We start from the raw sequence: 12,118 nt of genomic DNA on the forward strand, positions 1-12,118 counted from the left end.
CACAGCGGTTAGGCATGCCTAACTAGCACCGTCCAGAGGCCGGGACAAAGATGGCAGTGTTGCGAGAGGAGTCCTGCATTGAGCACTGTGGACAGCTTCGGAGCCAAAGGCGTCCTGAACGTCGGCGGAACCGATTACGAAATTTTCCGGCTGAACTCTGTGGAAGGCGCCAATAGCGTCCCCTTCAGCCTCAAGGTCCTGCTGGAGAACCTGCTCCGCACCGAGGATGGTGCGAACATCACCGCAGACCACATCCGCGCGGTCGCGGACTGGGACCCGAAGGCGCAGCCGAGCACGGAGATCCAGTTCACTCCGGCACGCGTGATCATGCAGGACTTCACCGGTGTCCCCTGCGTAGTCGACCTCGCGACGATGCGCGAGGCCGTCAAGGAGCTTGGCGGCGATCCGACGCGCGTGAACCCGCTCGCCCCGGCGGAGCTCGTGATCGACCACTCCGTGCAGATCGATGTGTTCGGCAACGCCGGCGCCATCGAGCGGAACATGGAGATCGAGTACCAGCGCAATGGGGAGCGGTACCAGTTCCTGCGCTGGGGGCAGACCGCGTTCGAGGACTTCAAGGTCGTTCCCCCGGGAATGGGCATCGTGCACCAGGTCAATATCGAGTACCTGGCCCGCACTGTGATGACGCGTGAGGTTGAGGGCAAGCTCCGCGCCTACCCCGACACCCTCGTCGGCACCGACTCCCACACCACCATGGTGAACGGGCTCGGCGTCCTCGGCTGGGGCGTCGGCGGCATTGAGGCTGAGGCGGCCATGCTCGGCCAGCCCGTCTCGATGCTCATTCCGCGTGTGGTCGGGTTCAAGCTCTCCGGCGAGATCCCCGCTGGCGCCACTGCGACCGACGTCGTGCTCACCATCACGGAGATGCTCCGCAAGCACGGCGTAGTGGGCAAGTTCGTCGAGTTCTACGGCGAGGGCGTTGCGGCCGTGCCGCTCGCTAACCGCGCGACGATCGGCAACATGAGTCCCGAGTTCGGCTCAACCGCGGCGATGTTCCCGATTGACGACGTCACCCTCGACTACCTGCGCCTGACCGGCCGTCCGGCCGAGAACGTCGCCCTCGTGGAGGCGTACGCCAAGGAGCAGGGCCTTTGGCACGATCCGTCCCGGGAACTCCGCTTCTCGGAGTACCTCGAGCTCGACCTCGGAACCGTGGTCCCCTCGATCTCCGGCCCGAAGCGCCCGCAGGACCGCATCGAACTGACTGAGGCCAAGGAGCAGTTCCGCAAGGACCTGCACAACTACGTCCCGGTCGGCAACGGCCGCCCGGAGGCCGGCACGGTCGACGAGACGATCGACGAGTCGTTCCCCGCGTCGGACTCCCCGACGACGACCGAGGCCGACAGCCACGTCCACGAGACGGCCCGTCTGGCCAACCCGGTCGAGTCTGCGGCATCGGGTGCCTTCGGCCGCCCCTCGTCGCCGACGCACGTGACGATGGGCGACGGCCGTGAGTTCGAGCTCGACCACGGCGCTGTCTCGATCGCCTCCATCACCTCGTGCACGAACACGTCCAACCCTTCGGTCATGCTCGCCGCCGCCGTGCTCGCCCGCAACGCCGTGGACAAGGGCCTCACGTCCAAGCCGTGGGTCAAGACCTCGGTCGCCCCGGGTTCCAAGGTCGTGACGGACTACTACGAGAAGTCGGGTCTCGTCCCGTACCTCGAGAAGCTCGGCTTCTTCACGGTGGGCTACGGCTGCACGACCTGCATCGGCAACTCGGGCCCGCTCGAGGCCGAAATCTCCGAGGCGGTCCAGTCGAACGACCTCTCGGTGACTGCGGTCCTCTCCGGCAACCGCAACTTCGAGGGCCGCATCAACCCGGACGTGAAGATGAACTACCTCGCGTCCCCGCCGCTCGTCATTGCCTACGCACTCGCGGGCACCATGGACTTCGACTTCGACGCCGATCCGCTGGGCCAGGACCAGAACGGCAACGACGTCTTCCTCAAGGACATCTGGCCGAACCCGTCCGAGGTCCAGCAGGTCATGGACGCCTCGATCGACAAGGAGATGTTCGTCGACTCGTACGCGACGATCTTCGACGGCGACGAGCGCTGGCAGTCCCTGCCCACCCCGACGGGTAACACGTTCGAGTGGAACGAGAAGTCCACCTACGTGCGCAAGCCCCCGTACTTCGAGGGCATGAAGGCGCAGCCGGACCCCGTCTCGGACATCTCCGGGGCGCGGGTGCTGCTCAAGCTGGGCGACTCGGTCACGACCGACCACATCTCGCCGGCCGGCTCGTTCAAGTCGGACACCCCCGCGGGCCAGTACCTCCTGGCCAACGGCGTCGAGCGCAAGGACTTCAACTCCTACGGCTCCCGCCGCGGCAACCACGAGGTCATGATCCGCGGCACCTTCGCGAACATCCGCATCAAGAACCAGCTCCTGGACGGTGTCGAGGGCGGCTTCACGAAGGACTTCACGCAGGACGGCGCCCCGCAGTCGTACGTCTACGACGCGGCGGTGAACTACGAGAAGGCGGGCACTCCGCTCGTGGTCATCGCCGGCAAGGAGTACGGCTCAGGCTCGTCCCGCGATTGGGCTGCCAAGGGTACCGCCCTCCTGGGCGTCAAGGCCGTCATCGCCGAGAGCTACGAGCGTATCCACCGCTCGAACCTCATCGGCATGGGCGTCCTTCCGCTGCAGTTCGCCGAGGGCGAGTCCGCGGCGACACTTGGTCTCACGGGCACCGAGGTGTACTCCGTGGAGGGCATCACTGCACTCAACGAGGGCACGACCCCGGCCACGGTCAAGGTGACCGCCGCGGGCGAGGACGGCGCCCAGAAGTCGTTCGACGCCGTCGTGCGCATCGACACCCCCGGTGAGGCAGACTACTACCGCAACGGCGGCATCCTGCAGTATGTCCTGCGCCAGATCTCCGCGCACTGACGCAGTAACGTGTTAGCGCCGAAGGGCCCTACCGGAAGGTAGGGCCCTTCGGCGTCTATGCGTCCGGAGGCGTTACAGTGGTTCGTGCACGTTTCGAACAAGGAGTCGCCCTTGGGCATTTTGGAGTCCATCGAGGGTCCGAAGGACCTCGCCAGTCTCAGCGCTGGGGAGCTCGAGGCCTTGGCCGAGGAGATTCGGCAGTTCCTGATCCGCAATGTCGCCCAGACCGGCGGCCATCTCGGCCCGAACCTGGGCGTTGTCGAGCTGACGCTCGCGCTCCACCGCACCTTCGAGTCTCCTCGGGACAGCATCCTGTTCGACACCGGGCACCAGTCGTACGTGCACAAGCTCCTCACCGGCCGCAAGGACTTCTCCACCCTGCGGCAGCAGGGGGGCATGTCCGGCTACCCGTCGCGCGCCGAGAGCGAACACGACATCCTCGAGTCCTCCCACGCCTCCTCGTCCCTCTCCTGGGCGGACGGGATCTCACGTGCCCGCAGGCTCACCGGCCAGGGGGACCGGTACACGGTCGTCGTGGTGGGCGACGGTGCCCTCACCGGCGGCATGGCGTGGGAAGCCCTGAACAACATTGCGTCGGACAAGGACCGCCGCGTGGTGATCGTGGTCAACGACAACGGCCGCTCCTACGCCCCGACGGTGGGCGGCCTCGCGGACTACCTCGCTTCCCTGCGCACAGCGATCGACAAGGTGCGGACCACACCCGCGTACGAGGGCATGCTGGACCTTGCGAAGAAGCGCCTGCAGAACGGCGGACCCTTCGGACAGTTCGTCTACAGGGGACTGCATGCCACCAAGAAGGGCATCAAGGACTGGTGGGCGCCCCAGGGCATGTTCGAGGACCTCGGACTCAAATACGTGGGGCCTGTCGACGGGCACGACCAGCGCGCCCTCGAGGAGGCCCTCGCGACGGCGAAGAACTTCGCCGGGCCGGTGATCGTGCACGCGATCACGGAGAAGGGCCACGGTTACGCGCCGGCGCGCAACCACGAGGCGGACCAGTTCCATGCGGTCGGTGTCATCGACCCGGAGACTGGCCAGCCCGCGGCTGCCGGCGGGGGGACCTCGTGGACGTCGGTGTTCGCGGATGAGATCGCGAAGATCGCCGACGAGCGCGACGACGTCGTGGGCATCACCGGGGCCATGCTCATCCCCGTGGGCCTCAACACGTTCGCCGAGCGTCATCCGGACCGGGTCATCGATGTCGGCATCGCGGAGCAGCACGCGGTCGCAAGCGCCGCAGGCCTCGCGTTCGGCGGGCTCCACCCGGTGGTCGCTGTCTACGCGACGTTCCTCAACCGCGCCTACGACCAGCTCCTCATGGACGTCGCCCTCCACAAGGCCGGCGTGACCCTCGTGCTGGACCGTGCGGGAGTCACCGGGCCGGACGGCGCGAGCCATCACGGCCAGTGGGACATGGCGCTCGTCCAGAACGTGCCGGGGCTGCACCTGGCCGCGCCACGCGACGCGACACGGCTGCGCGAGGAGCTCCGCGAGGCGATTGCGGTCGACGACGCCCCGACGGTCGTGCGGTTCTCGAAGGGGACCGTCGGTCCCGAGACGGAGGCCGTTGAACGCCTCGACGACGGCGTGGACGTGCTCGCGCGCACTGGCCACCCCACGGGTCGGGAGACGCCGGACACGGGCCCGGACGTCCTGCTCGTCGCGGTCGGCGCGATGAGCGATCTCGCGCTCGACGTCGCCCGTCGGCTCGACCACCAGGGCATCAGCTCGACCGTCGTGGATCCGCGCTGGGTCCTGCCTGTCCCGCGGAGCATCATCCGCCTCGCAGCGGAGCACCGGATCGTGGTGTGCCTCGAGGACGGCGTGCGTGCGGGCGGGGTCGGCTCGCGGATCCGCCAGGAGATGCGCGCGGCCGGGGTAGACACGGCCCTGAACGAGGTGGGACTCCCGGTCGAGTTCCTCGACCACGGGACCCGAGCGCAGGTGCTGGCCCGCGTGGGCCTGACGGCGCAGCAGGTGGCCCACGACATCGTGGCCCAGGTGCTCGGCACGAAGGTCCCCTTCGCGCGGCCGCTGCCCGGCCAGGCGACTCCTACCACCGGCACGATCCCGCAGCTCTGACCATGGCCCCCGTGGACATGGGGCAGGGTGGAGCCCAAGGGCAGCCCGCGTGGCCGATCCTGCCCACGGCCGCCGGCGAGACGCCGCGTCCCGGGGAGCTCGTCGTCGCCCGGAACCGCAAATGGGACGGTACCGGGCACTGGGTCGTTCCCGGCTTCCACGTGGGCGAGGACGAGTACGGCTGGTGGGTGTACCAGGGCCGCGGCGAGTTCATCTCGCGGCCCGGCGCGGCCCTGCACACGCGCTCGGACGCCGTCCTGCTGATTCCCCGCGCGGGCGGATTCGCCGCGACCTTCTACGACGAGAGCAACCCGGGGGATTTCCGTGTCTACGTGGACCTCGCGTGGGACCTCTCGTGGCACCGGATTGGCGAACCTGCAGGGCCGGCTCATCCTGGGGTGGTCGAATTCCACATGGTCGACATGGACCTGGACGTGATCCGGTCCGCGCGCCGCGGGGTCTTCGTGGACGACGAGGACGAGTTTGCCGAGCACGCCGCATCGATGGCGTACCCGGGAGAACTCATGGACGCGGTCCGTGCCGAGTGTGGCCGCCTCGAGGCAGCTGTGCTCGCCGGTACGGGCCCATTCAACGGAGTCTCTGACGCCTGGATGGCGCTGGGACGGAAGGAGCACACATGAGCTACGCGCGCCTGTATCGCCGCCACGAGGACGGTACCCTCGAGTTCCGGGAGGCCTGGCACGATGTGGAGGCGGGTCAGTTCGTGGTCAACCACGGCACCGTCGGCCATCAGTCCTCAACCGAGGAGACGGACGACGTCGATGCTTCCACCGCCGAGGGCCTGCTGGCAGCCTTCGAGGAGCAGTGCGCCGAGGACGGGTACGGGCCCATTCCGGAGGCCGAACTCTGGCGTGTTGTGGCACAGTTTGCGCTCAAGACCACGGATGGGACGGACCGTGACCGCTCGCTCGAGCGCCAGGCCGTCCAGGCGCTCTCGGCCCACCTCGCATGGCGGGGGCTTGGAACGGTCGAGCGCAGCTCGATCGGCGGCGGCCGGCTCACCATTTTCATGACATGCGTCGACGCGAACAAGGCCGTGGCGGCCGTGAAGACGTGTCTGCGGGAGGCCACCAGCGACTTCACCAAGCTCTCGATTGCCGTCGCGCCGGCCACCGATCCCGAGGCGTTCAAGCTCAAGCACGCACCCGCCGGTGTGCGCGCATTCTCGCTCTGAAATCCCTAGCCATGGAGCGGGAGGCCGCGGGTTAGGCTGGCACCATGACTGACTACCGCCGTCTCGGCCATTCCGGCCTGACCGTCTCGACCGTCGGCCTCGGCTGCAACAACCTTGGCCGGGCGAACACCCCTACAGAGACGCAGGAGGGGACGGACGCCGTGGTGCGCGCGGCGCTCGATGCGGGGATCACGCTGTTCGATGTCGCCGACACCTACGGCAAGACGCCCGGGCTGAGCGAGGAGATGCTCGGGAAGGCGTTGGCCGGCCGGCGTGACGATGTGGTGATCGCCACCAAATTCGGCATGGACATGCACGGCGCCAACGGCCATGACTTCGGCGCCCGAGGGTCCCGCCGCTACATCCGTAAGGCCATCGAAGCCTCCCTGCGCAGGCTCGGCACGGACTGGGTCGACCTCTACCAATTCCATACCCCGGATCCGCAGACCCCGATCGAGGAGACCCTCTCGGCGCTCGATGACCTCGTCCACGAGGGCAAGGTCCGCTACATCGGCCACTCGAACCGCTCGGGATGGCAGATCGCCGAGGCCGAGTTCGTGGCGCGCATCGGCGGGTACACCCCGTTCATCTCCAGCCAGAACCATTACAACCTGCTCGACAGGCGGGCCGAGCTTGAGGTGACCGAGGCCGCCGAGGCCTATGGGCTCGGCGTCCTGCCGTATTTCCCGCTCGCGAACGGCCTGCTCACGGGCAAGTACTCGCGGGGGACGGCACCGGAAGGCTCGCGCCTCTCCCACACCCGCACCAACCTCGTGTACGACGCCGACTGGGACCAGCTCGATAAGTTCTCCGCGTTCTCCGAGGAGCGCGGCCTCACAGAGCTCGAGGTGGCCTTCTCCTGGCTCGCCGCGCAGCCCTCGGTGGCCAGCGTGATCGCGGGCGCCACCATGCCGGAGCAGATCCGCGAGAATGCCGAGGCGACGTCCTGGGACCCGAGCGAGGAGGACCTCGCCGAGCTCGACGACATCTTCCCCCAAACACCGCGTATCGCACTCTTCTGAACGGCCCACGCGATGCACGACGCCGCCCGTCCAGTGCCGCACGAACCCCATCGCGACCCGGTGGCGATCCTCATGGACTGCGACACCGGGATCGACGACGCTCTCGCGCTGCTCTACCTGTGCAGCCAGCCTCACGTTGAGCTTGTCGCCGTCACGAGCACGCCGGGCAACGTCGATGCGGACCATGTGGCAGCGAACAATCTGGCGCTCCTCCAGCTGTGTGGCCGCGGAGACGTTCCCGTAGCGATCGGGGCGCGGTCGCCGCTCGAGATCCCCCTCGTCACGACGCCCGAGACCCATGGGCCCCAGGGAATCGGCTATGCCGAGCTGCCGCTGGCGCGCCGCGCGCCCGAGCCGTGTGACGCCGTCGAGATCTGGATCGAGGCCGCGCGCGCCCGCCCGGGGGAGCTGACCGCGCTCGTCACGGCCCCGCTGACGAACTTCGCCCTCGCACTGCGGGCGGAGCCCCGCCTGCCCGAGCTGCTCGGCGGCGTCGTGATCATGGGCGGCGCCTACTTCTACCAGGGAAATACGACCCCCACTGCCGAGTGGAACACGCATGTGGATCCGCACGCCGCTGCCGAGGTGTTCGCGGCCTTCGCAGGCCAGCCCGAGGAGCGTCTGCCGACCGTGTGCGCGCTTGAGACCACCGAGCGGATCGAGATGCATCCGGAGCACCTCGCGGCGCTCGCCGAGGTGGCCGGGTGCTCCGAGCCGGAGCTGGTCCTGCCCGAGCAGCCCGAGGGACTGCGCAGTAGGGCCTCGAACCGCCTCGTGCGGCAGGTCAGCGATATGCTGCGGTTCTACTTCGAGTTCCACCGGCACTACGACCAGGGCTACGTGGCCCACGTGCACGACTACTTCGCCGCGAGCGTCGCCGCGGGCACTGCTCGGTACGCTGCCCGGACGGCCACCGTGCACGTCGAGACGCACGCCCCCCGGCTTATGGGCACCACTGTGGCCGACTACCGCGGGCTGTGGGACGAGCCGGCCAACGCGCGGATCGTGAGCGAGAACCATCCGGACGAGGCGTTCGCAGAACTCGTCTCCTCGCTCGGGTCCCTCGCGCACCGGGTGGACTAGACTCTCCTGTGCGCCCGGCGGTCCGGGCATCCGCCGAGGTGACATAGGCGGCACGGCAGATTCTGCCCACCCGAGAAGAACCTGAAAGCACTCGCAAAGGACGTGCCCTGGCCATGTCGCATCCCCTGACAGAAGACTCACCGCGCCGCTCGCCCGCAAGGACAGCGCTCATCCTCCTCGGTGCGGCGGCCATCGTCGCCACGTTCGCCTACCTCGTCATCACGTCCCCGGCGGAGCCGGTCGACGTCCCATCCGCCTCGGCGGCCCTCGTGGCGCTGACGGGTTATGGCCTCGCGACGGTGCTCCTCTTCGCCGGCATCCTCCCGACGCTGCCGACGGCCACGCTCGCCCTCATTCCGGTGGCTCTGGTCCTCAACATCGTCCTCGGCCAGTTTGTCGGCACGACACTTGTGCCGATCTACCTCGACTCGATCGGGACCGTGCTCGTCGCCTTCCTCGCGGGCCCGGCCGCCGGCGCGGCGACCGGCCTGCTGAGCACGATCGTGTGGAGCTTCTTCAATCCGACCCTCATCCCGTTTGCTGCCGGGGCCGCCGTGATCGGCGCTCTCGCGGGCCTCGCCGCCCGCATCGGAGCTGTGCGCCGCTTCTGGTGGGTCCCGGTCGCGGGCCTCGTCACGGGCGCGGTGGCCGCTGTGATCGGATCGACGGTGGCGGTGGCGGTGTTCGGTGGCACATCCACTGGCGCCACCGGCGCCGTGATCGCCGTCTTCCGGGCCACCGGCGATTCCCTCGTCGACTCCGTCGTCAAAGGTGCCATCGTCTCAGACCTCACTGACAAGGTCGTGACTTTCGTGGTCGCGGCCGTCATCGCCTACGCCCTTCCGCGCCGAGCCACCCACCGGTTCGAGTTCGTGCGGCGGCACCGCGTCCTCGCCGTTAAGGACCGGCACGCCGAGGCGGCCCCTGCTGCGTGAGACGCCCGTCCCGATCGGCGCCGCTGCCGCGCGGCGGCTCAACCCCCTGACCGGCCTCGCCCTCGCCGCCTCCGGCGTCGTGGCGTGCCTCGCGTGGGCGCAGTGGACGGTGTGGTTCGCTGCGATCGGGTGCGCCACGGTGGCAGCGGTCCGGGGCGGAACTCTCCGTCGCGTTGCCGCCGCATCAGGGGTCGTCGTGGCGCCGTTTGCGCTGTGGGCCTTCCTGATCCACGGTCTCTTCTTCCCGGAAGGCACCACCGTGCTCGCATCGTGGGGTCCCGCTCGCGTCACCGCGGAGGGACTCGCCTACGCGAGCGGCTTCGTGCTTCGGACGGCCGCTCTCGTCACCGTGATGCTCGCCTTCTCGGTCTGGGCGGACATTGCCGTCCTCCGTGCAGCCCTCCTCCGCCGTGGGGTCCCCGCACCCCTGGGATACGTCATCGCCTCGGCGCTCGGCCTCGCGGCGGTGGTGGGGGAGCGGATGCGGCTTATCCGCCAGGCACAGGAGGCCCGCGGCCTTGTGGTCCGGGCTGGGCCAGGTGGACGTCTGCTCGCAGCGCGTCTCCAAGTCCTTCCGCTGGTCTTCGCCCTTGTCGACGAGGCAGGGGAGCGGGCCGCCGCCCTCGAGGCCAGGGGGCAGCGGCTGCCCGGCACGCGGACCTCGTACGTCGACGAGCCCGATTCGCTCGCCCAGAAGGCCCTGCGCTGGGCGCTCATGGCAGCGTGCGTGGGGATCGTTGGATCTGTCGTCGTGCCCGCCCTCGCCGCACCGTTCTCAGGGGGTGCCGGATGAGCGCGCGCGGGCCCGCGCTCGCGGTCCATGTCCGGCGCTTTGCGTATGAGGCTGGGCCGTCCATACTGCGTGACATCAGCCTCGAGCTCGCGCGCGGGTCGCTCACAGCAGTGCTCGGGGGCTCCGGGAGCGGCACCTCGACCTTCGCGAGGATCCTTGCCGGGTGGGCGCTGGCGGGCGGCCATGCGACCTTCGAAGGGCAGCTCGAGCTCGGCCCTCCGCCCCAGGCTGCGCCCACCGCGGAGGGGCTCCGCACCCAGCTGGTGTTCCGAGGCGAGGTCGATGATCCGCGCCTCAGACTTGGTGCCTGGGGCGAGCACGTCGCCCTGGTCCCGCAGCGGGCGCAGGACCTCTTCACGGGCGCATCGGCCACGGTCGGCGAAGAGCTCGCCTTCACCCTCGAACAGCGCGGCGTCCCTCGCGCTCGCATGCACGCTCTCGTCGCGGAGGCCGCGCGCGCCGTCGGTCTCGGGGACGGGGGCCAGAGTGTCCTGCACCGGCACCCGATGAGCCTGTCCGGAGGCGAGCAGCGGCGCCTCGCCCTCGCATGCGCCATCGTCGCTGGGCCCGCAGTCCTCGTCCTCGACGATCCGACGGCGTCCCTCGATGCGTCGGGGAGGGAAGCCCTGGCACGGTTGGTGGAGACGCAGAGGTCCGCAGGAACCGCGGTTGTCGTGACGGCGCCCTGCGCGGACGCCCTCGCGCGCAGCGCAGGGCACTGGGTCCTCCTGGAGGGCGGAACGGCGGCAGCCACGGGCCGTCCCGAGGACGTCCTCGCGACGCAGGCCTTCGCCCGCTCCGGGGTCCTCCCGCACGACCCTGCCGATGCGGATGGACCAGCCCTTTCGCACCTGCTCGGCGATTCGGACGCCCCCACTCCGGAGGTCTCGGGCACGAGATATCCCATTGGTGCTGCGCTGGCAGCACCCAAGACTCTCGGACTCGGCAGGGAGCTCGCCGCGCTCGAGGCAGTCACCTTTGCATACCGGGGCCGTCGGCGACCGGTGCTGGACCACGCGGACCTCGGACTCCGTGCCGGGGAGGTGCTCGCGATCACCGGGCCCAACGGAGCGGGGAAGTCCACCGCACTGCGGCACCTCGCAGGACTGGCGAGACCTGGCACCGGCCGCGTGCGCGTGGACGGGCGGGACATCGCCGGCCTCGCCGCCGGTGAAGTGGCCCAGACCGTGGGAACCCTGTTCCAGGATCCGAGGGACTCGCTCTTCGAGCGGACAGCTCTGCGCGAGGTGGCCTTCGGGCTCCGCGCTGGTGTGCCACGACGGTCCCGACTGGCCCGCGACGTCGACGCCCGTGCGCGCGAGGCCCTGCGCGCCGTCGGCCTCGCCGAAAAGGCGGACGCCCATCCCTACGATCTATCCGCCTCGGGCCAGCGGCTCCTCGCCCTCGCCGCCGCTCTGGCCCGTCGACCCCGAGTGCTCCTCCTCGACGAGCCGACCGTGGGCCTGGACCGGCACGGCCTGGCCCGGCTCGAGGCGGTGGTGAGGGGGGCAGCCGAGGCGGGGGCCGGCGTCGTGCTCTCCACCCATGCCCTTGCGTGGGCAACGCGCCATGCCCATCGCGTCGTCGCGCTCTCCGACGGGCGCTTCGTCGCCGTTTGAGGGCACTGCGATTCGGAAGTGGAGGTGACCGCTTCCGGTAATGTCTTGCGCTGGGGCTCTTCGACCGGCCTCGTGAGCATGAGGAGGGCCCGTGCAGGCTGCGTGGGAGCGGTGGGAAGGCCCAACTCGCGGACTCCGCCCATCCCGCCACCGCCTATCGGTGCATCGACGAGTCTGCCCCGGACGGTCTGCCCGCCCGGCCGAGATCCGCCGGCGGGCTGCAGAGCCGGTGGACCTCCCCGATGGCCGCACCGTGAGGGCCGAGCGCTTCGAGGTGACTGCCGGTGGACTACGCGTCGCGAGCTACTGGACGCATCGCGGCGCCGTTGTACGCAGTGCCTGGTGCGGCGCGCTGTGCTTCGCGAGCGCCTCGGACGGGGAAGCGCTTGATGGTATCGACGAGCGGGTTGGGGCCTTCCTGTGCGAGGGCTTCCCGCACGACTGACGTGTGC

The 12,118-nt window shown here is 69.4% G+C and carries 10 protein-coding genes; all 10 read left to right on the forward strand.

The window, feature by feature from the left end; translation table 11 throughout:
- Positions 1-78 precede the first annotated feature (78 nt).
- The 10 genes from LF262_RS00455 (at position 79) to LF262_RS00500 (ending at position 12,111) form a co-directional block, all read left to right on the forward strand.
- Complete coding sequence (locus LF262_RS00455) at positions 79-2,916, forward strand: aconitate hydratase (RefSeq protein ID WP_235778335.1); 2,838 nt, start codon at positions 79-81, stop codon at positions 2,914-2,916.
- 111 nt (positions 2,917-3,027) lie between these two features.
- Positions 3,028-5,019 carry a 1-deoxy-D-xylulose-5-phosphate synthase gene (gene dxs / locus LF262_RS00460; protein ID WP_235778336.1) on the forward strand — a complete coding sequence of 664 codons (1,992 nt, stop codon included), beginning with the start codon at positions 3,028-3,030 and terminating at the stop codon, positions 5,017-5,019.
- A gap of 17 nt (positions 5,020-5,036) precedes the next feature.
- A complete protein-coding gene (locus tag LF262_RS00465; protein WP_235779237.1) occupies positions 5,037-5,660 on the forward strand; it encodes a DUF402 domain-containing protein in 624 nt (207 codons plus the stop codon).
- Positions 5,657-6,214 carry a hypothetical protein gene (locus LF262_RS00470; RefSeq protein ID WP_235778337.1) on the forward strand — a complete coding sequence of 186 codons (558 nt, stop codon included), beginning with the start codon at positions 5,657-5,659 and terminating at the stop codon, positions 6,212-6,214. The genes LF262_RS00465 and LF262_RS00470 overlap by 4 nt, the downstream gene beginning before the upstream one ends.
- 44 nt (positions 6,215-6,258) lie before the next feature.
- A complete protein-coding gene (locus LF262_RS00475) occupies positions 6,259-7,236 on the forward strand; it encodes an aldo/keto reductase (RefSeq protein WP_235778338.1) in 978 nt (325 codons plus the stop codon).
- A 12-nt stretch (positions 7,237-7,248) separates the two neighbouring features.
- Positions 7,249-8,319 carry a nucleoside hydrolase gene (locus LF262_RS00480; RefSeq protein WP_235778339.1) on the forward strand — a complete coding sequence of 357 codons (1,071 nt, stop codon included), beginning with the start codon at positions 7,249-7,251 and terminating at the stop codon, positions 8,317-8,319.
- Between the two features lie 113 nt (positions 8,320-8,432).
- Positions 8,433-9,254, forward strand: a complete 822-nt coding sequence (locus LF262_RS00485; protein WP_235778340.1) for an ECF transporter S component — start codon at positions 8,433-8,435, stop codon at positions 9,252-9,254.
- Between the two features lie 13 nt (positions 9,255-9,267).
- Positions 9,268-10,047, forward strand: coding sequence for an energy-coupling factor transporter transmembrane component T family protein (locus LF262_RS00490; protein WP_308190492.1), 780 nt, complete (start codon positions 9,268-9,270; stop codon positions 10,045-10,047).
- Positions 10,044-11,666: an ABC transporter ATP-binding protein gene (locus LF262_RS00495; protein ID WP_235778342.1), complete on the forward strand. Its 1,623-nt coding sequence runs from the start codon at positions 10,044-10,046 to the stop codon at positions 11,664-11,666. Before LF262_RS00490 ends, LF262_RS00495 begins: the two co-directional genes overlap by 4 nt.
- A 229-nt stretch (positions 11,667-11,895) precedes the next feature.
- Positions 11,896-12,111, forward strand: coding sequence for a hypothetical protein (locus LF262_RS00500; RefSeq protein ID WP_235778343.1), 216 nt, complete (start codon positions 11,896-11,898; stop codon positions 12,109-12,111).
- The last annotated feature ends 7 nt before the right edge of the window (positions 12,112-12,118 follow it).

The organism is Sinomonas notoginsengisoli, assembly GCF_021554725.1.
GTDB classification, from domain to species: domain Bacteria; phylum Actinomycetota; class Actinomycetes; order Actinomycetales; family Micrococcaceae; genus Sinomonas; species Sinomonas notoginsengisoli.